Genomic DNA, 21,486 nt, shown 5'->3' with positions numbered 1-21,486 from the left:
ATGAGCGAGGTCGACAAGGTCAGCGCGCTCGGCAATGCCGCGATCGAGCGGTCGCGCGAGCGCCGCCGCCCGATCGGAACGAAGAGCGTCGCGCTGCGCCGCCAGCATCTGTACAAGAAGCTGGGCAGGATGCTGGTCGCGGCCGGCGTTGTGCTGCTCGGCGCCGCGGTGTTCGGCCTGTTGATCCAGCCGCTCGGCTTCATCGGCCTGCTTGCGCTGACGGTGCTGCTGATCGGGGTCGCGGTGCTGTTCGGCCGCTCGCCCTTCCCCGAACCGCGCCAGGCGGACCTGCCCAAGGCCGATCTCAAGCATCTGGCGGGGCGCACCGAAATCTGGCTCGAGGCGCAGCGTCCGGCGCTGCCCGCCCCGGCGCGCACGCTGGTCGACGGCATCGGGGTGCAGCTCGATCTGCTGGCGCCGCAGCTTCAGACGCTCGACGCGACCAGCCCGGCCGCCGCGAACATCCGCAAGCTGGTCGGCGAGGATTTGCCCGAACTGGTGGCGGGCTATCAGCGCATACCCGCGGGCCTGCGCACCGAAGCGCATGCGGGGCGCACCCCCGACGAGACGCTGGTCGGCGGCCTGAAGATGCTCGAAAGCGAGATCGGCAATGCCGCGCGCAGCCTGGCGGCGGGCGAACTCGACAAGCTGGCGACGCGCGAGCGTTATCTCCAGCTCAAATATCAGGGCATCGACGGCGACGACTCGCCGGTCAGCTAGGCGCTCCGCCAGCGCTGCGTCCCGAACCACAGCAGCAAGATGAGCAGCAGCGGCGGCGCTAGCCCCCAATGCGCGGCGCCAGCGAGCGGCGCCAGCAGCGGCGCCGACGACAGCAGCCACAGCGCCGCGAGCAACGCGCCGACCGCGAGCGCCTCGAACCCGAAACTGCGCCAGAAGCGCGCCCGGGCGCGGGCGTAAGCGGCCTGCGCATCGATCGCGCGTTCGACCTGGACGGTGAAGCCGCGGTCGCCGGCGCGCGTCGGCGGCGCCAATATCGTGGTCAGCATCGCATCGATGTCTGCGTTGTTCGGGGCCGTCATGCGTCCGCTCCTTCGCCGATCAGTTTCTGCGCCTTGGCGCGCCCGCGCAAGACCAGGGATTTGAGCGTCCCGAGCGGCACCCCCATGATCTCGGCCGCGTCGCCATGCGACCAGCCGTGGCCGAAGCACAGGGTGAGCGCGGCGCGTTCGGGCGGCGACAGCCCGGCCAGCACGCGGTCGGCGTCGATCGCGGCATCGCTGGCGCCGCGCGGGTCAATCGCCGTTGGGGCTTCGTCATCGCCCGCCGCCAGCTCGGCGCGCCGCCGCGCGGTGCGCCGCTGGTCGAGGAACAGGCGCCAACCGATCCCCATGATCCACGCGGCATAGCTCCCCTGCCCCCGATAGTCGTCGGCGCGCTGCCACGCGCGGACGAACGTTTCCTGCGCCAGATCGTCGGCATCGCACCCCGCGGCGCGCGCCAGGAACGCGCGCAATCGCCGCTCGTGCCGGAGCACGAGGAGCTGGAAAGCCGCCCGATCACCCCCGGCAACGCGCTGGTTGAGAGCCCAATCTTCATCGACGCGGCCATCATCACGCAGCGGCACGCTCCTCGGCGGCGGCCGCGCGCGCGAGGCGGCGGCGGACCAGCAACGCGATACCGACAAAGACGGGGAACAGCGCGGCACCCGCCGAAATGCGGATCAGCTCTTCATGCCCCTGGATCAGCCCGAAGCCCGCCATTGCAAGACCGATCGCCAGCAGCACGAGCGCGTTGCGGTCGTCGCACGGCGCATCGGGGCTCTGCCCGCTCAGATGTTCATAGGGCTTGTTGAGCTTGTCGATCAGCGGGCTGACCGCGTCCGACTTCGCCTCAAGCGCGCGGCGAATCGACCGGTGGAGCATCCACGCATGGAGCAACCGGGCGAGCAGAAAAAAGCCGACGACGAACAGCGCCACCATCGTGATGTTTTCGAGCAAGTTGAAGAAATCGCCGCTGATCGCGACCAGTTCGGTGGTCGGCGGCGGGGCCGGCAAAAGCGCCGCGATATCGCGCGGATCGATATAAGAGGCGACCTCGGCCGCATCGATCACTTGCGGCGGCAACGTTACCGGCGCCGCGGCAACGGCGGGTGCAGCGGCAGCGACCGGCGGCGCTGCGGTGGCAGCCGCCGCAGCGGCAATCAGAAAATTCATCGTCTCTCTCCTTCATGCCGCATCGGCACGGTGAAACCACAGGCGGCGACTCCCGGCAAGGCGGGGATGACTGCACCGGGGAGCACATATCAACCGCCGCGCGAAGCCGCCGCCCGGACCGGCACAGCATCCGGTCATAGGATAGACGGCGCCGCGGCGGCCGATGGATGCAAAGCGGCAAGATTTTTTGCCATGCCGTTGAACGGCGCGGCTGGCGATCGACGCTGCGCCCGTCACTAGATCTGGCCGGTTACGGACGGATAGCTTCAAGGAGAAAGAAGCCAAAAGCAGACGCAACACACGCGGCAAGCGCCCGCCGGTCATGAGGTGGCGCCACCAGCACAAACAATCAGGCAGCTTTCAAGAATTCTAAAATGAGCCCGGGTGCATTTCTCGTCAGCAATACTGCCGTGCGAACGCAGCTGCGGCACCGAACAGTCCCGGTTGCGGATGGGTGATCAGCTTCACGGGCAGCGCGGCCATCAAATTTTCGAACCGACCTTTCGCGACGAAGCGTTCGGGAAAGCCCGAGCGGACGAGGCTGTCGCGGATGCGCAGCCCCAGCCCGCCCGCGATGACCACCCCGCTCGCGCCTTGCGCCAGCGCCAGATCGCCGGCGACGCTGCCGAGCGACAGGCAGAAGCGGTCAGCCGCGGCGGCGGCGAGGCTGTCCTCACCGCTCATGGCGTTGGTCCAGATCGTCCGGTCGTCGAGCGACGCGACCGGGCGCCCTTCGAGCGCCGCCAGCGTCTCATAGATGTCGACGATACCCGGACCGGACACGATCCGTTCGATCGACACGCGGCGGTGGCGTTCGCGCAACCGCGCCAGGATTGCGTCCTCGATGCTGTCGAGCGGCGCAAAGTCGATATGGCCGCCTTCGGTCGCCTGCACCCGATAATCGCTGCCGTCGCGCCAGATATGCGCGACCCCCAGTCCGGTGCCGGGACCAATGATGCTGATCGTACCGGCCGCTGGCAGCGGCTCGTCGGGACCGCTCAGTCGCTCGAAATCGCTTTCGTCCGCCTGCGCGACGGCATGGCCGACCGCCTCGAAGTCATTGACCAACACATGACGGTCGACATTCAGCTTTTCGCCGATCAACGCCGGGCGGATGAGCCAGGGGTTATTGGTAAAGCGAATGACTTCGCCGCGGACCGGTCCCGCCACCGCGATCGCGACGCTGCGCGGCACGCCGCCCTCGCGGCGCGCGAACGCTTCCCACGCCGACTGGAAGCTCGCATGATGGGCGGTATGAAGCGTCGTTGCGTCGCCCAGCGACCTAACACGCCCACCCGCCACCTCGGCCATCGCAAAGCGCGCATGGGTGCCGCCAATATCGACTGCGACTACGGTCTCGCTCATAGCGCTCCTCTTCGGCGTTGGGTCAGCCCCGGACGCCCATCTCAATTGCAAGGCACCGCCGCGCTATACCGCCGGGCGCCGGGCATAATAGCCGAAGCATGCGATCACCGCATAGCAAAGGGCGGGCAGCACCAAAGCCAGCGCAAGGCTGCCCGTCAGGTCGGCGAGCGCGCCGGTCGCGAGCGGGACGACGGCGCCGCCGAAGATCGCTATGTTGATGATACCCGACCCGTCCGCCGCGCGGGGGCCAAGCTTTTCGGACGCCAGGCTGAAGATCGTCGGGAACATGATCGCGTTGGTCAGTCCGATCGCGAGCAGCGAATAGGCCGCGACGGTGCCGCTGCTATTTGCGGAGATGAGGATCAGCGTGATGGCGCCGACCGCCACCGCCGCGAGCAATTTGCCGGGACTGACGCCCAGATACATGACACCCGAGCCGATGAAGCGCCCAAGCATCGCGCCGCCCCAATAGAGCGCAATCATCCAGCCGACCACCGACTCGGGCTGGCCCAGCACGCGTTCGAGCGCGAGATAGTTGATGACCAGCGAGCCGATCGACACCTCGGCGCCGACATAAAGGAAGATGCAGAGCGCGCCGAAGCTGAAACGCGGACGCTTCAGAAGATCGAGGCCGGCAAAGCCGCTGCTGGCTTCATGCTTCTCGTCCTTGAGTCGGCCCCGAAACATCCACACCGCGACGGCAACAACCGCGAGCGCCATCGCGATCCCGAGATAGCCGTGGACGATCGCCTGGCTCTCGGCAACGCGATAAGCGTCCAGTGCCGTCCCCGACAGATCCTTGGCCGAGACATCCTTGAGCGAGCCGAGGATCAGCCCCGCGCCGACGAGCGGGAAGATGGTGGTACCGAGCGAGTTAAACGCCTGCGCAAAGGTCAGGCGGCTATGCGCGGTCTGGGGCTTGCCCAGCAGCGAGATCAGCGGGTTGGCGACGACTTGCACGATCACCACCCCGCTGGCGAGGACGAACAGAGCAATGAGAAACAGCGCATAGGTCGCGGTCTGCGATGCCGGGATGAAGAGCAGGCAGCCGACCATCATCGTGACTAACCCGGCAACCGCGCCGCGCATATAGCCGATTTTTTTGACCAGCTTGGCGCCCGGGATACCGATCAGCAGATAGGCGGTGAAGAAGCAGAACTGCACCAGCATCGCCTGGGTGTAGTTGAGCGTGAACAGCTCCTTGAGTTTGGGGATCAGCACATCATTCAGCGACGTGATGCCACCCATGATGAAAAAGAGGCCCATTACGAACAGGCGCAGTTCGGGGGCATCGACATGGCCGCCGGGTTCGGTGCCCCTGCCCGCATCCATCGCGCTATCCTGCGGCACAATTGCCATGTCTATGTCTCCCTAAAACGGCGTGGGCATGCTGCCCGATAATCCGAACAAAGTCTCGCCTGCCTGCCGGTTGGACCGTGCGGCACGGTTGCTCGCCGACGCAAGGTCACTGGTGCATCAAACATCGCGCGGCATCGTCGCCAGTAGCGCGGCGGCGCACAGCGCGAGCAGCGCAAGCACGAGGAACAACCTGCCGAACCCGAAACCCGGAACCACCGAGATGGCGATCCACGGCATGACGAGCGACGGCGCGGTGTTGGTCAGATTGAACAGTCCGATACCCAGCCCGCGCTGCGCGGGGTCGCGCAGGATGCGGAGCGTCTGGCTGGCGTGCAGCGCGAGAAAGGTCGCGCCGGCGATTCCGAACAGCACATAGGCAAGCTTCGCCATCGCCGGATCATCGGCAAGCGCCATCGCGGCAAGCGCCAAAGCCGCGAGCGCCGAAACCAAGGACAAGACCGCAAAAGGATGGCCATGTCTGTCCGACCAGCGGCCGAGGAACAGCGAAACGGCGATCGACGCCGACAGGCTGCCAGCGAACAATAGGGTCTTGTCGCCGTCCCCCATCGCGGGATCGAGCGCGCGGAGCCAGAAATAGAGGTAGCTGGCGAGCGCCGCACCGGAAATCTGCATCAAAAGACGGGCAACCCACATGCGAGCCGCGGCCGATTTGAGCTGCGGTGACGTGGTTTGGCTCGCCGGTGATACGCCCGGCGGCGCTGTCAAGCGCCGCGGATAGCCAAAAAGCAGCAACGGCAGCACCAACGCAGCGGTCATCGCCGCAATGACGGCAGCTTTGCCCTCGAACGCGCTGAGTCCCCCCCCGGCCGCAAACAGGATGCCCGACCATGCGCCGACCGCGGGCGCAATCGAGAGAAGACCGCCGAGAAGACCCTTTTGCGTATCGGGGACGAAATCGCCAGCCCAGGCGATGAGCGGCACGAGCATCAGGTTGAGCGCAAGCTGCCACGCCACGACCAACCAGAGCATGGCGCCGATGCTGTCGCACTGAGTCATGGCGAGCTGGAGCAGGATCGTCGCGACCATGCCAACGGCGACCCACAGACGGCGGCTGTTGGTGCGGTCGCTCAGCCATCCCGACAGGACACCCGAAACACTGGCCGCGACCGCGCCCGCGAACACGATATAGCCCAGCCAGACAATATCGTCGGCGCCGGCGAGTTCGGTGATCCGCGCCGGGAGGACGAGCATGAGAAAGGGGGTGTAAGCCGTAACGCCGCCTGCATAGGCGAGCGCATAGAGAAGCAGGAAGCCAAGCGGCTGCCGCGCCGCTCCTCCGGACCCATTGTCCATCGCCAATGCTTTCAAGCCTCCGCCTGGGCATGCCGCCCATCGCCAACCTACAGACTGCATAGCGTTACCAACCGGTATAATACAGCCGCCCAGACCGCGTCGTGGCCCGGGCGGCTGCCCCTTTTTTAGAAGGTCACCCGCGCCCGCAGACCATAGCTGCGCGCGTCGTTCAGGAAGCGGATGTTCAGCGACGAACCGACCAGCGCCTTTTGCGAAACTTCTTCGTCGAGGAAGTTGCTCGCCCACGCTTCGAGACGGAAATTGTCGATCGTATAGCCAATCCCCAGATTGAGCGTCGTATAGCCCTTTTGCCGGTCGGGGAAACCCGCCGCCAGTGACGTCTGGCGCGCGCCGCTGAGGAACACGATGTCGTCCTCGTTGAACTGGCTGAGGTAGTAGGACGAGCGGTAGTTGAGCAGCGCCTGCCAATCGAGACGACCCGGTCCCACGTCGAACCATTGTGACAGCCGCGCGCTGACGTTCATCTTCGACGACAGCGGCAAACGGTTGCCGACCAGGCTGATCAGCGGCGAATTGCCGCCGGCGCCAAAGTCCTGCGCGCGCGCATCGGCGACAGTGCCGCGCGTGATCTTTGTGTCCAGATAAGCAGCGTTGATGTCGAGCCCGAAATTCCCCGGCAGGCTCAGGCGCAGCTCGGCCTCGGCGCCATAGATGCGCGACGCACCGATGTTGCGGTTCACCAGCGAATAGCCGTTGCAGACCGGCGGAGTTTGCGTGCTGTCGAGGTTGATACAGGTCAGATCCTGGAACACCTGGTTAGAATAGTCGTAGTAGAAGCCGGTGAGGTTCAGGACCGCCCGCCGCCCAAAGGCATCGAAGCTGTTGCGGCTGCCGATTTCATAGACGAGCAGCTTTTCGGGGCTGAAGGTTTCGGGGATCGTCGAACCGTTGAAGCTGTCGTTGAAGCCGCCCGACTTGTGGCCCGTCGAAACCTTGGCATAAAGCATATTGTCGTCGCTGACGTCGAATTCGATGCCTGCGCGCCAGTCGACAAAGTTGAACTTTGAATTCCCGACCTGCTGACCCGGGATGGTGAGGTTGGCATAGCTGAAACCGCCATTCGTGTTTGACGGGTTGAGCGCCGGGCAGTTGACGAAACCATTGTCGATGTCGGGCCGGTCGATGCAGGTGCCGTTCGGGTTGGTGCCGTTGGCGATCGCGCCGATCTGCTGGATCAGCGTGTCGCGGAGCCCCGGGGTCTTGATGCCTTCGATCAGGAATTGCGCCAGGCCCTGCGGCGTATTGATACCGGTGACGTCGAAGTTGGGGCGGTCGAGCAAATTGGGCTTGAAGCCTTCGGTGCCGAGGCGGGTGGCAAAGCAGCAGGCGAAATCTTCGCCGCCCAGCGTCAGCGCCCAGTTGCCGCCAATGCCATAGCGCGACTTTTTCTCGTCGGTGTAGCGAATGCCGCCGAGGAACCGCAGCCGGTCGGTGACATCGAAGGTACCGTCGGCGTATAGTGCGTAGCTTTCGCCCTGGACGTCGGGCATCGTAAATTCGGTGCCGGAATAGCAGCAATAGCCCCGATCAGCGAGCGCGAGATAGCCGACAGCCTGGTCTTCATTGAAGTAGAAACCGCCGAGATTCCAACGGAAACGCTGGTCCTCATTGGCAAACAGGCGCGCCTCATAGACCTGGCTTTTGGACTTGGTCTGCCAGAAATTGCCCGAATAATTGTCGTACAGAACCGCCGACAGATCGCGGCCCGGATAGTCGATGCCTTCGCTCGACGCGTTCACCTGATAAAAGTCGACCGAGCGATAGCTGCCGGTCAGCTCGGCACCGAAGCTGCCGAAATCATAGTTGATCTTGCCCTGAACGCCCCACAGCTCGTTTTCCATTTCGCCCTGCAGGCCGCGATAGACGACATTTTTGAGGTTGAGCTTGTCGGGGCGGAGGCCGGTCGCCTGAACCGCGCTGAAGATGTTGGCGCCCGGATAGCCGGTGCCGGTTTCCTTGCCATAGTCGCCGACGATCGAGATGCTGAGCTGGTCGCTCGGTTCCCACAGCAGCGACAGACGGCCGGCGTAATTCTCTTCGAGCCCTGCAGGTTTCAAACCGCTGGCGAGAGCGCCGGTCGAGACATTTTTGTAACCGGCGTCGCGGTTGATGTAATAACCCGCGGCGCGCAGCGCGAAGCTGTCGCCGATCGGAATATTGATCGCCCCTTCGGCGCCATAGGACGAGCGATTGCCGAACTCGGCCTGCGCATAACCGCCAAATTCGCCGAGCCGCGGTTTCGCGGTGATGATGTTCAGCGTCCCCGCCACCGCGTTGCGGCCATAGAGCGTGCCCTGCGGCCCCTTGTTCACTTCGACGCGTTCCAGGTCATAGAACATCAGTCCGAGCCCGCGCGGGCGCGGGATATAGGTGCCGTTGAGGTGGGGTGCCGCGCCAGGATCGCCCAGCTCGGTGCTATTGGCCGAACCGACGCCGCGGATGAAAATTTCGACATTGCCTTCCTGATTGGCGATGCTGAGACCCGGTATCGCGACCTGCAAATTGCGCAAATCGCTAATGCCATCGCGGCGCAACTGATCGGCGCCCAGCGTCTGCACGACGCCCGAAACATCCTGCAGATTTTCCTCGCGGCGGTTTGCCGTGACGACGATGACATCGTCGCGATCCTCGGCGGCCGTTTCGGTGGCCACCGGCTCCTGCGCATAAGCCGGAATGGTGGCGACGGTGGAAAGCAGTACCAGAAGCGCCGAGCGCCCAAAAATTCCCTTGTTCATAACATCCTCCCTAATTTGTCTTCTTATTTGCATGCAAGTTGTGGTCCCGACGGCGAGACGATCCGCGCCGAGGACAAAGTGATGTCGAGACTGCCGGCAGTCGCGAGGGTCAGCGGCGTCTCGACGCGGGCCATGTCGACGCCCGCCTTTTCAAAGCAGCGCAGCGGGACCGTAATGCGTGTCCATTTGTCCGCCTTTGCCGCTTCGGTGAGCAGGCTGCGCACCGGGATTCCCCCCGCACAGTTCGCGCCGCATCCCATCAACAGGCTGACGTCGGCAGACGGGGCCGCGTTGACCTTCAACTCAAGCTCCAGCGCGAGGTCACCGTTGGTCTGGCGGGTCAGGTCGGCGGGCGTGTCCTGGGCAATCGTCGCCACCGCATGCCCTGCCCCCGTCCAGCGGAGACGGACCGAATCCTCCTGCGCTGTGCGGTCGGCGGGGCGCGCCTCGATCAATTGCGGGCCGGGATTGGTCGAAAGTGCGTCCGGAGCCCCCAGCAACAGGCGGCGGCCGCTGCCCGGCTTGCCCGCCGCGAACAGCGTGCCGGGATCGGCTATCGCAGCACGCGCGCGTGCTTCGGACAGCGGCGCGAGATCGCCCTTGTCGGCAAAGGTCAGGCCGAAGCCATAAGCAAACAGCGGATCATAGTTGGCGTCGCCGACGTTGACCGCGGTCTGGTCGCTCGACCGGGGCCAGCTGTAGGGCAGCTTGCCGCGAAAATCGGCCTTGCCGAACAAGATGTCCGCCACGCCGCCGCCTTCCGATCCCGGCAGCCAGGCCGCGACGAATGCGTCCGACGCATTGAGGAAAGGATTGACCCACATGGCGCGTCCGGACAGGAAAACCGCGACCGTCGGCACGCCCGCCGCCTTGAGCGACCGCAGCAAGGCGAGGTTTTTGGCGTCGTCATAGCCGACGTCGGGACGGTCGCCTTGGAATTCGGCATAGGGATCCTCGCCAAACACGACGATCGCGACGTCGGGTTTGGCCGAATAGCTGCCATCGGTCGACAACGTCGCGGTGCCACCGGCGGCCTTCACCGCCTCGTCAATTCCTTCCCAGATCGACTGGGCATTGGGAAAATCGCTGCGCTTGGTGCCGGTACCCTGCCAGCTCAAAGTCCAGCCGCCGGTTTGCTTGGTCAGATTATCGGCACCGTCGCCCGCCACCAATATCTGACCACCCGCCTTGAGCGGCAGCAATCCGCCAGCGTTTTTAAGGAGCACGAGCGATTCACGCACCGCCTCGCGCGCCAATGCCCGATGCTCCTTGCTCCCGAGCAATTCGAACCGGCCGCCATAGGGCCGCGACGACGGCTTGCCCGCCTCGAACAATCCAGCACGCACCTTGACGCGCAGGATGCGGCGCACCGCATCGTCGAGCCGCGCCAGCGGCAGCGTTCCACCGCGCGCGTGGGAGAGCGTCGTGCGGTACAGGTCTTTCCAGCTGTCCGGCGCCATATACATGTCGAGCCCGGCGATCACCGATTGGGGGCAATCGGTGGCAGTGCAGCCCGCGACCTGGCCGTGGCCGTTCCAGTCGCCGACAAGGAAGCCGTCGAAATTCCAGCGATCCTTCATCACGCCGGTCATCAGCGATGGATTGCCGTGCATCTTGACGCCGTTCCAGCTCGAAAAGCTGACCATCACCGACTGGACACCCGCGTCGAGCGCGGGAAGATAGGGCGGGCTGAACAGGTCGCGCAATTGCGCTTCGGGCATCACCGCGTCACCCTGATCCTTGCCGCCGCTGGTGCCGCCGTCGCCCAGGAAATGCTTCGCGGTGGCAATGATGTGCGGCCCACGCAGCCAGTCCTTTTCGCCGATCTTGCCCTGCAAGCCTTCGATCAGCGGCGCGGCATAGCTGGTTGCGATTTCGGGGGACTCGCCAAATCCTTCATAGGTGCGGCCCCAGCGATCGTCACGCACCACCGCCAGCGTCGGGGCAAAGGTCCAGTCGAGCCCGGTGACGCGCATCTCGATCGCGGTTGCGGCGCCGATCCGGCGGATGAGGTCAGGATTCCGCGCCGCGCCCAGTCCAATATTGTGGGGAAACAGCGTCGCACCGACGACATTGTTGTGTCCGTGAACCGCGTCGCTTCCCCAGATCACCGGGATCCGGGGCAAGTTGCCATGGCGTTTCATCGACGCGGCGTAAAAGGCATCGGCTGCGGTCAGCCAGTCTTTTGCCGGTGCATTATAGCGTCCGCCCGGATCCGAATTGCCGCCGTTGAGCACCGAGCCGAGATGATAGCGATAGACGTCGTCGGGCGTCACGCTGGCGATGTCGGCCTGGATGATTTGGCCGACCTTCTGTTCGATCGACATCGCGGCCAGCAGCGCATCAACTTGGCGCTCTACGGCCGGATCCGCAGCAACCGTCGCTGCACGCGCGGGCCAGTTTTCCGGCGTCACCGGCGCGTCCTTTGCCAAGCCAGCCGTTTGGGCAGCGGCGCGTTCAATAAAATTGGGAACAAGGAGCGCGACGAGCGACGTCGCCCCCAGCGCCAAGACAGCTGCGCGTGACAGACTCAATTCCCTCTCCCCAGATATGTCAACGTTTACCGTTTTGTCGGTCAACGTTTACCGTCGATTCTCGACAGAAGTCAATAGAGGCGCTAAAAGAGAAAATGCGGGACGCGGCAGCAACGCCGCAAGGCAAGCTACCTGGTTGATCGGAGAGGGAAATTTCGAAACGATCAACGATTGTTGATATTGCGCGCGTCGCCGGGGTCACACCCAAGACCGTGTCGCGCGCCCTCAACGATGCCCCCCATGTCAGCGAAGCGGTGCGCCGTAAGGTCAAGGAGGCCGCGGCCGCGCTCGACTATCACCCCAATCTCGCGGCGCAGAGCCTTATCGCGCGTCGTTCGTATCTGATCGGGCTCACTTACGAACGTCCCAGCCCGAGCTATGTCGTCGAGCTGCAGAACGGAGCGCTGGGTCGGCTGGAAAACGAGCGCTACCGCCTCGTCGTCCTTCCGTTCAACCATGTCGCCAGCCGGCCCGAAGAACTTGGCAAGCTGCTCCTGCGCGCCGGGCTCGACGGGGTATTGCTGGCGCCGCCCGCCTGCGACCAGCCCGTACTGCTTGACATGATCGAACGCCAAAAACTCCCCTACGCCCGCATTACGCCGCACAGCGATCTCGACCGCGGCTTGGTCGTCGCGATGGACGAGGTCGCTGCCGGCCATACCGTTGCCGCGCATATCCTGTCGCTGGGGCACCGGCGCGTCGGGGTCATCCTTGGCGATCCGTCTCATGCAGCAAGCCGGGGCCGCATGGAGGGCTATCGGCAAGCATTTAAAGAAGTCGGGGTTCCTATCGACGACTCGCTCGTTGGCACGGGCGACTTCACCTACGACGTCGGTTACCGGGTCGCGCTGGAGCTCTTGGACCGCCCCCTCCGCCCCACTGCGATCCTTGCCCAGAACGACGACATGGCGGTCGCGGCGATCGCTGCGGCGCGCGACCTTGGCCTTTCGGTTCCCCAGCAATTGTCGGTTGCCGGTTTCGACAATTCGGAAGTGTCGCGTACTGCTTGGCCGCCGCTCACGACCGTCCATCAGCCAGTGCGGGAAATGGCGTGGGACGCAGCAAACCGTTTGATTGCCGCGCTGGACGGCGAGACGGATTCAGAGACGCCACGCCGACGCGACCATCTGCACGAATTGCTCATTCGCGCATCGAGCGCTCCGCCACCGCCGGACTAATCGCGGGCGCAGCAGCGCTACCACGGTCAATCTTCCGAAATTGGCGGGTTTGCAAATTCGATCAATTCGCGCGCCTGTTCCGCAAACCAGGACCCCGCTGGCGGCGCCGTCAGGCCGCGCTCAGGATCCGCCGGACCACCGCGCCCGCGGTGGCATTCGCCATCCGACTCACCGGGTATCTTGATCCACAGGAACGCATCGACATGGGGCGTGCCGCTCGCCAACGTGGGTTGCCGTCCCAATCCTCGACCGGGCGGGTTACACCAGACTTCGGCATCCGAATATTTGCCAACCGGCGGTTCCCACGACCCTTTGCCGTTGCGGCTGGTATCGATCACAGCATGCTTCTGCGATACCGGATCGCGCCGCAGCCCTGCTTGTTCGAACAAGCTGTCATAGGCTGCGTCGGTCGCGCCCCAGGTCTCATGATCCTTGAAATCCGCAGGCCCATATTGGCTGGGACAAGCGCGCGGGTCGAGGCCGCCGCGCGTGACAAGGGCGATGCAGTCGCTGACCCAGCGCGCATAAGGAACGACGCGCGCGTCGCTTTCAAAATTCGACACGTTGAGAAAAAAGCCCCTCGCGCGTGCAACGTCGGCCTTGATCAGCCGAGTTGCGGCTTCACCAGGCGCAAGCCAGCTACTGCCGGTTCCGTCCAGATACAGGCGCACATTGGACAAGGAAGCGAGAATCGATACCGCGCCCCGCAATTGCTCATATCTGGCATCGGACGCGCCACCGCCCTGCCCTGCGGGCTGGCAATGCTCAACTTTCCCGTCGAGCGTCTGGTGCCAGGGTATGATGCCAAGGCCATCGGGTTCGAGAATGACGATCGCCTTCCGCTCTCCGATGCCGGCTGCGAAACCCTTCATCCATGCCAGATAGGCCGCGCCATCGCGCGCACCGCCCGCCGAATAGAGCGCGCAGTCCCGGAACGGTATGTTGTAAGCGACAAGGACCGGAATTTGCCCTGCGGCCGTTGCTCGGTCCACAATGTCGCGGACTTTGGCTTCAACCATTTCCGGTGTGCCACCGGTGAACCAAGACGCCGACGGGATGCGCGACAATAAAAGGGCGTCGCGCGCTGCCTGCCCCCCCAACCGCGCTGCGGCCTGCGCCGTCGTGCTATTCGGGTCGACAAAAATACCCTGGCTGCGAGTTATCTGACCCGAAGCCGCGGCGCTTAGGGCTGCGAACGAAATAGCGAGCCCGAGAGCAAAGCCTTTCATGAGTCCTCCCCAGAAGAACCTGTACGTCAATCGACCAATGGGACGACGACAATTTGATTGTCGCCCGAAACCACGCCGCGGGACAAGCACGGATTTTCCCCTTCCAAGCGAACATATTTCGGGTCAGATCATACCAACAGCATGACCGCTTTGAGGTGCTTGTCCGACGATGTCGCAACGGCCGGCATCGGGCGCGAAGCAAACCCTCCAGTTCACGAGAGGCGCACGAATCATTTTGCAGCCGACGCGGCGGTCCAAGTCGGTTTGGCAGTCAAATTTTTTGGCGCGTGTATCACAGATGTGGGAGGAAATGAGGGAGGAAATCCGGGGCCATTAGTTGACAATACATGGTCGGCCAGCATCCGTTGCGCCTTGGGCAGGCTGTCGAGCAATGCGGCCGCGCCAGTGTAATCGCTGACCTGCCCGGCGGTCATGAAGAAGCTGATGGGACGGCCATTCGCATCGGTCACGGCGTGCAGCTTGGTATTCATGCCGCCCTTCGTGCGGCCGATCAGGCGTCTCGGACCCCCTTTTTTTTTACCCGCAGGCTCGACGCGGTGCGGTGGGCTTTGAGATAGGTCGCGTCGATCATGATCGTCTTGCGCTCCGGCGCTTGCGGTGTGGCCAAGCCTTCCATCATGCCGATGAAGATGCCTTTGTCGCACCAACGCTTCCAGCGATTGTAGAGAGTCTTTGCCGGGCCATATTCCCTCGGCGCGTCTCGCCACCGCAGCCCATTGCGGTTGACGAAGATAATGCCGCTCAAAACCCGCCGGTCGTCAACCCGCTTGCGGCCATGGCTCTTCGGAAAATAGGGCTGAAGACGCGCCATCTGCTCGTCCGTCAACCAGAATAAAGCGCTCAAATTCAGGCTCCTTCGTGGTCGCCTGAATCATAATCGCCACACCAAATCAATGAGTCCTGACCCTAAGACGCTGTTCTTGGTTCTTACTCGCTACGCAGTGCCTCAATCGGCGAAAGCCGCGAGGCGCGGATGGCGGGCCAGCCACCAAAGGCGAGCCCGATGACCGCGGAAAACAGAATCGCACCGATCGCGACCCCGATACCGATCGGCGCGGGAAAATCGGCATAGGCGACAAAGGCCAGCGCCGCGACCTTGGCCAGCGCGAGGCCAATCCCACCGCCGATGATGCAGAGCACTGCCGCTTCGACTAGGAACTGGTTACGGATGTCGGCGCGCTTGGCGCCCAATGCCATTCGCAAACCGATTTCGCGGGTACGCTCGGTCACGCTGACCAGCATGATGTTCATGATCCCGATTCCGCCCACGAGTAACGAGATCGACGCGATGGCGACGAGCAGCGCCTGGAAAATCTGCGTCGCTTGCCCGGTCACCTCGGCAATTTCGGTGGTCGTGCGTACGGTGAACGGATTGATCTTGCCGTTGGCGACGCGATAACGCTCACGCATCAGTTTTTTGATCTGCTTTTGCCCGGCGACCAGCGAAGGCTCGTCGTCGAACCCGATGAAGGCGACATGGATATCGTCGGGCCCTTGCGCCGGCGTGTCGAGCAGGCGCTGGCGCAGCGTTCCCAAGGGAACGAGAACCAGATCGTCGTTGTCATTGCCGAAGCTGCTGCCCTTGCTTTCGAGCAGGCCGATGACCTTGAACGGGACGCGGTTGATCCGCACTGTTTCTCCGACAGGGTCATAGGTCCCAAACAATTTGGTCGCGACCGTCTGGCCGATCACCGCAACGCGCAAAGAAGCGTTCACGTCGCCTTGCTCGAGAAAGCGGCCCTCGTCGGTATTGACGTTGCTGACGATGGCATAATCGGGGGTCACCCCGATCACCTCAGTCGTCGCATTGCGGCCGCCGGCCACCAGTTGGACCCGCGTGCGCAATTGCGGCGCAGTGGCGATGATGCCGGGCACCTGTTTGGCGATCGCCTTAATATCGCGTTCGGTCAGACGGCCGCGGTCGGTCGTCCGCCGCGGGCCGTCGCTGTCGGGCTCGGGCACTACGATCGCCATGTTGGCGCCGAGCGCGCCAATCGATTCCGTCACCGAGACTTGCGCGCCCGCGCCGATCGCGACCGCCAGGATGACCGAGAAGACCCCGATCATGACGCCGAGCGTCGTCAGGATAGAGCGCATCAAATTGACGCGAAGCGCGGTCAGCGCGATCGCGACATTGATGCCCCAGCCGGCGAGGCTTCGCCACAGCCGCTGGATCATGACGCCGATCTCCGCCGATTGGTCACCGGTTCGTCCTCGATCACCTTGCCGTCGCGAAACAGGATGCGCCGTTCGGCATAGTCGGCGATATCGGGTTCGTGCGTCACCAGCACGATGGTGATGCCCTCTTCATTGAGCGCCTGGAAAATGCCCATGATGTCGTTCGACGTCTGGGTGTCGAGCGCCCCGGTCGGCTCGTCCGCCAGCAGCATAAGCGGTTCGGTAACCAGCGCGCGCGCAATCGCGACGCGCTGCTGCTGCCCGCCGGACAGCTTGGCGGGACTATTCTGCAGCCGGTCGCCGAGCCCCATGGCCTCGAGCTTGGCCTTCGCACGCCGCTGACGTTCGGTTCGGTCGAGTCCCGCATAGATCAATGGCACCGCGACATTGTCGAGCGCACTGGTGCGAGGCAGCAGGTTGAACTGCTGAAAGACGAAGCCGATTTTGCGGTTGCGGATTTCAGCAAGCTCGTCGCTCGAGAGACTCTTGGTGTCGATACCGTCGAGCAGCAGCGTACCAGAGGTCGGCGTGTCGAGGCAGCCGATCATATTCATGAAGGTCGATTTGCCGCTGCCGCTCGCTCCCATGATCGCAACAAATTCGCCGCGCTTTATCGCCAGCGAGACGCCGTTGACTGCGTGGACCACTTCACCGCCGATGACATAGTCCTTGATCAGGGCGTACGTCTCAAGAAGTGGAATCATCGCCGCCGTCCTCATCCTCGCCGGCGTCTTCATCCTTCTTCGGTTTCAGCGACTTGCTGCGAACGAGAATCTTCTCGCCCGGTTTCAGTCCGCTGACGATCTCCGTGAATTCATCGCCCTCGACGCCGATCGCGACCTTGCGCATCGCCGGACGGTAAGGATCGTCGGTCGCGACGAACACCATGGGAGCGGCCTTGCCCTTCTTCTCGGCAGGCTTGTCCTCGCCCACGCGGGCTTCGTCTGGAAGGTCGGCGGTTCGCGGACGAAACCGCAGCGCGCTCGACGGGATGCGCACGACTTTGGGTTTGGAGCCGGCGATGATGTCGACATTGGCGGTCATGCCTGGCAGCAGCTTGCCGTCGAGGTTCGGAACATCGGCGATGACCAGATTGCTCACCACATTCTGGTTCTCGACCGCCGCCTGCCGCACCTGCCGAACCGTCGCGCGAAAAAATCGTGTCGGGATAACTGTCGACCGAGAAATTGACGGGCTGTCCCACCTTGACCTGACCGATATCGGCTTCGTCGACCGAAGCTTCGATCTGCATCTGGGTGATGTCGGTCGCGATCTCGAACAGATTGGGCGTCTGGAAGCCCGCGGTAACGGTCGATTCAGGCTCGACAAGCTTGTTGATGATGACGCCGTTCGAGGGGGCGATGATCCGAGTCCGCGACAGGTCGAGCTGCGCGGACGATAATTCGGCGCTTGCCTGACTGATCTGCGCGCGCGCGCTCGACACTTGCGCCTTGTTGACCGCTGACCGCGGTCCGCGCGGCGCTGAGCTGTGCGTCGGCAGTGTCGAGATCGGCTTTCGAGACGAAGCCGTTGCCGGCGAGCGATTTGCGCCGCGCGTAATTGCGCTGCTGGATCAGGAAGTCATTTTCCGCCTTGGCGACATTTGCTTCGGCCTGCTGGAGTCCGGCGCGGGCGAGCGAAAGCTGCGCCTGGCCCTGCTGGACCCGCGCCTGGACTCGGGTAGGGTCGATCAGCGCAAGGAGCTGCCCTTTCTTTACCGGCGAATTATAATCGACAAAGACCTGCGTGACCTGGCCCGACACTTCGGCGCCGACGTTGATCGTGTTGAGAGCGCGAACCTTACCGCTCGCGGATACGACGCGGTTCACATCGCCGCGCTCGACCGTATCGAGCACATATTCATACTCCTGCGGTGCTGGCGACAGAATTTTGTAGAGAGCGAAAGCCACGACCAACCCGATTGCAATCGACCAGAAACGATGCCTGTTTATCCACCCGCGCAGTCTCTGCAGCATTTCCCTCACCTTTTTCAGCCTGTTCGAATCGCGGTTGCTCAAGCGGAACCCGGGATTGGCTGCGCACCTTTGGCATGATCAGAGCGATTTTGCGAACGGCTGAAATCTTTGGAAGGCAAAGTGGTAGCCGAGGAAGCCCCGCAATTGATCACCGACCCGCACCACTGCTGAACTTGGCCGAAAACAGGCATTCCGCTCTCGGGTCCCGATGTGCGAAAAGCAGTCGTTCACGCTCTTTCGCGATGGGGTACCACGCGCACCAGGCTCAGCATTTGCAAAAAGAAGCAGTCCTATCGATCGGATGAGGAGGCGCTTGTCGTTGCGCGGCGCGCCGAAATACCGCTTCGCCCCATCGCTGCGATCGCTGCCGCCTGTTCCATTTGACGAGCCGCACAAAGGGCAAGCCAGTGCTGCAACGCGGCGCCCCCCTAAGACAGCTTTTTGAACTCCAGCTCGGGAAACTCTTCCGCCGCCGACTGGTCCAGCGCGTCATAATAGAGATTGGCGCCGCCGAAATAGATCAGCACGCGCGCGCCCTTGTCGTCGCGGTTGGCGCCCATCATCCAGGAATTGACCTTGTCGCCCTCGGCCATCAGCGTCTGGCCGTGAATATTGGCGGTAGCCGCGGTCCATTCGCGCTCGGCCTCATCGCGTGGTTCGAAAACGTCGAAACCCTCGCGTTCCATCTTGGCGACGCAGCGCGAGATCCAGATCGCATTCTGCTCGATCGACGTCGGCAGGTTGGCAAAAGGTGCCTGCGGGCCGGTGACTACGAACATGTTGGGGAAACCGGCGACGCACACCCCCATGATCGACGAGGACTGGACCTGCCACTTTTCGCGCAGCGTCTGGCCGCCCTCACCGCGGATCGGGAAGGCTTCGAGCGAGCCGGTATAGGCCTTGAAGCCCGTCGCCAGGACGATGATGTCGAATTCATAGTCGTTGAGCGTGGTGCGCACCCCCGTCTCGGTAATCTCGACCAGCGGTTCGCGCTTCCGGATGTCGACCAGATGCACATTGTCGCGGTTGAAGGCTTCGAAATAGCCGTGATCGAGCGGCGGGCGTTTGGCGAATAGCGGATAATCGTCAAAGCTCGGCGTCAGCAGGTCGGCGAGCGCAGGATCGTTGACCCGCTCGCGCATTTTAGCGGCGATGAAGTCGCCCGCCATCCGGTTGGCTTCGGGGCTGGCGAGCAGGTCATCGAAGGTTTCGAAAACCCAGCGGAAACTGCCGGTCCAGTTTTCCTCAAAGATGCGCTGCCGTTCCTCGGGCGGCGTGTCGATCACGTTGCGTCCGACCGGGCTGTCGAACGCCATGCCGAACACGTGATTGCGGCACTTGGCGACAATCGCCGGGTAATTGTCCTTGATCTCTTTTTCCCACTCGGGGGTCATCTCTTTCTGCATGGCCGGCAGGACATAATTGGGGGTGCGCTGAAACACCGTCACGCTGCCTGCGGTTTCCGCCACGACAGGCAGCATCTGCACCGTCGTCGCGCCCGCGCCGATGATGCCGACCTTCTTGCCCGCATAATCCAGCCCTTCGTGCGGCCAGCGCGAGGAATGAAAGATCGGCCCTTTGAAGCGGTCCATGCCGGGGATTTTCGGGATCATAGGTTCCGAAATCATCCCCATCCCGCTGATGAAATATTTGCAGCTATAAACGTCGCCGTCGCCGGTCGTGACCTGCCAGCAGCCACGCGATTCCAGATACTCCGCCTCGACAATTTCGGTGTTGAACTGGATGTGCGGCCACATGTCGCATTTGTCGGCGACGAACCGCATGTAATTTTGCGTTTCCTCGCGGCCCGGATAGCGCTTCGACCACGACCATTCCTGCAACAACTCTGGCGAGAAGGTCAGGCAGTAATAATAGCTCTCGCTATCGGTCGCCGCGCCCGGATAGCGGTTCCACGTCCAGGTGCCGCCGATGTCCGATGCGCGGTCGAACACGCGGACATTGAGCCCTTCTTCGCGCAGATAATGGATCAGCGCCAGCCCGGCAAAGCCGGCACCGATGACGATCGCGTCATAGTCCAGGGCGGGTTGGTCTTCGCGATTTTTCGTGGCCACGCTGGCATCGGCGTTCGTCGTCGTCATCACACTCTCCAATAATCTGACGGCACCTTGACTGGCGCCCGTCATTTTTCCTCAAAGCTTCTATTCGGCCACCACGCGATCGGGATCGGCGACCCCGATCTCGGCGAGAATTTCCATGCGATCGGAATCGCGTTGCCACATCCGGGGCGCGACGACCCGGGTGTCCGCAAAGCGCGGCGCCGGATGCGGCTGCATCCAGCCATCGGCCTCAAGATAGCTGCCCCTCGCTCGATTGTGATCGTGCATCGGCGCCTCGGCCATCGTCAGCACTTCGGTGTAGCAGCAGTCGCGATGCAACAATCGTTCGGTCCAGCTCGCCCGCGGCGCCGACGCGAAAATTTCGGCCAGCCGCGCTTTCATCGCGGGCCATCGCGCGTGATCGTGCTGCGCGGCGAACAGCGGGTCGCCGTCAAGGCCCAGCGCCTCCACAAGCCGCGCGTAAAATTGCGCCTCGATCGCGCCGATCGCAACGAAACCCCCGTCGGCGCAGGCATAGCAGGCATAAAAGGGGGCGCCCCCGTCGAGGAGGTTCTGGCCGCGTCCCTTGTCCCACATCCCGTTGTGCGTCAGCGACCACATGCCCGCCATCAACGCCGCCGATCCCTCGGCCATGCTGCAATCGATCACCCGCCCCTCGCCGCTCTGCCGCGCCGCGAGCAGTGCCGCCACAAAGCCGAAGGCCAGCATCATGCCGCCGCCGCCATAATCGCCGATCAGGTTCAGCGGCGGCGGTGGCGGCGTACCGTCGGCCCCAAGCGCGCCGAGACAGCCGTTGATCGAGATATAATTGAGGTCGTGGCCCGCCTTGTCGGACAAGGGGCCATCCTGCCCCCAACCGGTCATCCGCCCGTACACCAGCGCGGGGTTGCGCTGCATCAAGATGTCGGGACCAAGCCCCAGTCGCTCGGCAACCCCGGGCCGGAACCCTTCGATCAGGCCGTCGGCGGTTTCGACAAGCTTGGCCACGATCTCGATCGCCTCGGGCTGCTTCAGGTCGAGCGTGATTGACCGCCGCGAACGTAGCAGCACATCGCACCGCTGATCCTGCGCCAGCGGGTCGCTGCCCCCGGGTCGGTCGATCCGGATCACCTCGGCGCCATGGTCGGCGAGCATCATGGCGCAGAAGGGCGCGGGGCCGATCCCGGCCAGTTCGATGACACGCACGCCGTCGAGCACGGGCCGCATCAAACCACCGTCGATACGATCCGGGCGATTCATCCGTTCTGCATTTCGGCTATGTGGGCTTCGGGCCAGCGCTGTGCGGCGCACGTCGGCACCAGCATGGTTGCCAAATGGCCCCTCA

At 63.5% G+C, this 21,486-nt stretch carries 17 protein-coding genes and 2 pseudogenes; 2 read left to right on the top strand and 17 right to left on the bottom strand.

Annotated features, from left to right (window positions below):
- Window positions 1–720, top strand: coding sequence for a hypothetical protein (locus ACQY6T_RS15770; RefSeq protein WP_428632300.1), 720 nt, complete (start codon window positions 1–3; stop codon window positions 718–720).
- Here ACQY6T_RS15770 and ACQY6T_RS15765 read toward each other — a convergent pair.
- The 8 genes from ACQY6T_RS15765 to ACQY6T_RS15730 all read right to left on the bottom strand — a co-directional run bounded on the left by ACQY6T_RS15765 (window position 717) and on the right by ACQY6T_RS15730 (window position 11,502).
- Window positions 717–1,040 carry a hypothetical protein gene (locus ACQY6T_RS15765; RefSeq protein WP_428632298.1) on the bottom strand — a complete coding sequence of 108 codons (324 nt, stop codon included), beginning with the start codon at window positions 1,038–1,040 and terminating at the stop codon, window positions 717–719. The genes ACQY6T_RS15770 and ACQY6T_RS15765 overlap by 4 nt on opposite strands.
- On the bottom strand, window positions 1,037–1,585 hold the full coding sequence (locus tag ACQY6T_RS15760; protein WP_428632296.1) for an RNA polymerase sigma factor: 549 nt from the start codon (window positions 1,583–1,585) through the stop codon (window positions 1,037–1,039). The genes ACQY6T_RS15765 and ACQY6T_RS15760 overlap by 4 nt, the downstream gene beginning before the upstream one ends.
- Window positions 1,572–2,174: a hypothetical protein gene (locus tag ACQY6T_RS15755; RefSeq protein WP_428632294.1), complete on the bottom strand. Its 603-nt coding sequence runs from the start codon at window positions 2,172–2,174 to the stop codon at window positions 1,572–1,574. Before ACQY6T_RS15755 ends, ACQY6T_RS15760 begins: the two co-directional genes overlap by 14 nt.
- Window positions 2,175–2,570: 396 nt before the next feature.
- Window positions 2,571–3,539, bottom strand: coding sequence for a glucokinase (locus ACQY6T_RS15750; protein WP_428632293.1), 969 nt, complete (start codon window positions 3,537–3,539; stop codon window positions 2,571–2,573).
- Window positions 3,540–3,602: 63 nt separating this feature from the next.
- The gene (locus tag ACQY6T_RS15745) at window positions 3,603–4,898 is read right to left on the bottom strand and encodes a sugar MFS transporter (RefSeq protein WP_428632292.1); all 1,296 of its coding nucleotides are present in this window, start codon (window positions 4,896–4,898) and stop codon (window positions 3,603–3,605) included.
- 117 nt (window positions 4,899–5,015) lie between these two features.
- Window positions 5,016–6,227, bottom strand: a complete 1,212-nt coding sequence (locus ACQY6T_RS15740) for an MFS transporter (protein WP_428632289.1) — start codon at window positions 6,225–6,227, stop codon at window positions 5,016–5,018.
- A gap of 110 nt (window positions 6,228–6,337) precedes the next feature.
- Window positions 6,338–8,968: a TonB-dependent receptor gene (locus ACQY6T_RS15735; RefSeq protein ID WP_428632288.1), complete on the bottom strand. Its 2,631-nt coding sequence runs from the start codon at window positions 8,966–8,968 to the stop codon at window positions 6,338–6,340.
- 23 nt (window positions 8,969–8,991) lie between these two features.
- On the bottom strand, window positions 8,992–11,502 hold the full coding sequence (locus ACQY6T_RS15730; protein ID WP_428632286.1) for a glycoside hydrolase family 3 N-terminal domain-containing protein: 2,511 nt from the start codon (window positions 11,500–11,502) through the stop codon (window positions 8,992–8,994).
- A 152-nt stretch (window positions 11,503–11,654) separates the two neighbouring features.
- On the opposite strand from ACQY6T_RS15730, the gene ACQY6T_RS15725 reads away from it, so the two are divergent.
- Window positions 11,655–12,680: a LacI family DNA-binding transcriptional regulator gene (locus tag ACQY6T_RS15725; RefSeq protein ID WP_428632683.1), complete on the top strand. Its 1,026-nt coding sequence runs from the start codon at window positions 11,655–11,657 to the stop codon at window positions 12,678–12,680.
- 26 nt (window positions 12,681–12,706) lie between these two features.
- Here the strand turns inward: ACQY6T_RS15725 and ACQY6T_RS15720 are convergent, their stop codons facing one another.
- From ACQY6T_RS15720 to ACQY6T_RS15680, 9 genes and pseudogenes are all read right to left on the bottom strand, one after another.
- Window positions 12,707–13,909, bottom strand: coding sequence for a glycoside hydrolase family 6 protein (locus ACQY6T_RS15720; protein ID WP_428632285.1), 1,203 nt, complete (start codon window positions 13,907–13,909; stop codon window positions 12,707–12,709).
- Window positions 13,910–14,259: 350 nt separating this feature from the next.
- Window positions 14,260–14,774 (bottom strand): annotated as a pseudogene (locus tag ACQY6T_RS15715) (IS5 family transposase); the annotation flags it as partial.
- An 83-nt stretch (window positions 14,775–14,857) separates the two neighbouring features.
- Window positions 14,858–16,108 (bottom strand): ABC transporter permease, encoded by a 1,251-nt coding sequence (locus ACQY6T_RS15710; RefSeq protein ID WP_428632283.1) that lies wholly within the window; start codon window positions 16,106–16,108, stop codon window positions 14,858–14,860.
- Complete coding sequence (locus tag ACQY6T_RS15705) at window positions 16,105–16,812, bottom strand: ABC transporter ATP-binding protein (protein WP_428632280.1); 708 nt, start codon at window positions 16,810–16,812, stop codon at window positions 16,105–16,107. Before ACQY6T_RS15705 ends, ACQY6T_RS15710 begins: the two co-directional genes overlap by 4 nt.
- Entirely contained in the window at window positions 16,796–17,242 is a 447-nt protein-coding gene (locus tag ACQY6T_RS15700; protein ID WP_428632704.1) for a hypothetical protein, read from the bottom strand. The genes ACQY6T_RS15705 and ACQY6T_RS15700 overlap by 17 nt, the downstream gene beginning before the upstream one ends.
- A gap of 79 nt (window positions 17,243–17,321) precedes the next feature.
- Window positions 17,322–17,471, bottom strand: a pseudogene (locus ACQY6T_RS15695) (efflux RND transporter periplasmic adaptor subunit); the annotation flags it as partial.
- The gene (locus tag ACQY6T_RS15690) at window positions 17,425–18,018 is read right to left on the bottom strand and encodes an efflux RND transporter periplasmic adaptor subunit (RefSeq protein ID WP_428632279.1); all 594 of its coding nucleotides are present in this window, start codon (window positions 18,016–18,018) and stop codon (window positions 17,425–17,427) included. The pseudogene ACQY6T_RS15695 and the gene ACQY6T_RS15690, both read right to left, overlap by 47 nt.
- A 494-nt stretch (window positions 18,019–18,512) precedes the next feature.
- Window positions 18,513–20,183 (bottom strand): flavin-containing monooxygenase, encoded by a 1,671-nt coding sequence (locus ACQY6T_RS15685; protein WP_428632277.1) that lies wholly within the window; start codon window positions 20,181–20,183, stop codon window positions 18,513–18,515.
- Window positions 20,184–20,243: 60 nt separating this feature from the next.
- Window positions 20,244–21,401 (bottom strand): CaiB/BaiF CoA transferase family protein, encoded by a 1,158-nt coding sequence (locus tag ACQY6T_RS15680; RefSeq protein ID WP_428632275.1) that lies wholly within the window; start codon window positions 21,399–21,401, stop codon window positions 20,244–20,246.
- Between the last annotated feature and the right edge of the window lie 85 nt (window positions 21,402–21,486).

This window comes from Sphingopyxis sp. (genome assembly GCF_965279725.1).
In the GTDB taxonomy this organism is placed as follows: Bacteria; Pseudomonadota; Alphaproteobacteria; order Sphingomonadales; family Sphingomonadaceae; genus Sphingopyxis.
This window is presented reverse-complemented; position numbering and strand designations above follow the sequence as displayed.

Bases quoted from the DNA above. Each gene is read 5' to 3' on its own strand.
- ACQY6T_RS15710 (WP_428632283.1), bottom strand. From the start codon at position 16,108: ATGATCCAGCGGCTGTGGCGAAGCCTCGCCGGCTGGGGCATCAATGTC.
- ACQY6T_RS15720 (WP_428632285.1), bottom strand. From the start codon at position 13,909: ATGAAAGGCTTTGCTCTCGGGCTCGCTATTTCGTTCGCAGCCCTAAGC.
- ACQY6T_RS15770 (WP_428632300.1), top strand. From the start codon at position 1: ATGAGCGAGGTCGACAAGGTCAGCGCGCTCGGCAATGCCGCGATCGAG.
- ACQY6T_RS15680 (WP_428632275.1), bottom strand. From the start codon at position 21,401: ATGAATCGCCCGGATCGTATCGACGGTGGTTTGATGCGGCCCGTGCTC.
- ACQY6T_RS15745 (WP_428632292.1), bottom strand. From the start codon at position 4,898: ATGGCAATTGTGCCGCAGGATAGCGCGATGGATGCGGGCAGGGGCACC.
- ACQY6T_RS15765 (WP_428632298.1), bottom strand. From the start codon at position 1,040: ATGACGGCCCCGAACAACGCAGACATCGATGCGATGCTGACCACGATA.
- ACQY6T_RS15705 (WP_428632280.1), bottom strand. From the start codon at position 16,812: ATGATTCCACTTCTTGAGACGTACGCCCTGATCAAGGACTATGTCATC.
- ACQY6T_RS15755 (WP_428632294.1), bottom strand. From the start codon at position 2,174: ATGAATTTTCTGATTGCCGCTGCGGCGGCTGCCACCGCAGCGCCGCCG.
- ACQY6T_RS15735 (WP_428632288.1), bottom strand. From the start codon at position 8,968: ATGAACAAGGGAATTTTTGGGCGCTCGGCGCTTCTGGTACTGCTTTCC.
- ACQY6T_RS15685 (WP_428632277.1), bottom strand. From the start codon at position 20,183: ATGACGACGACGAACGCCGATGCCAGCGTGGCCACGAAAAATCGCGAA.
- ACQY6T_RS15750 (WP_428632293.1), bottom strand. From the start codon at position 3,539: ATGAGCGAGACCGTAGTCGCAGTCGATATTGGCGGCACCCATGCGCGC.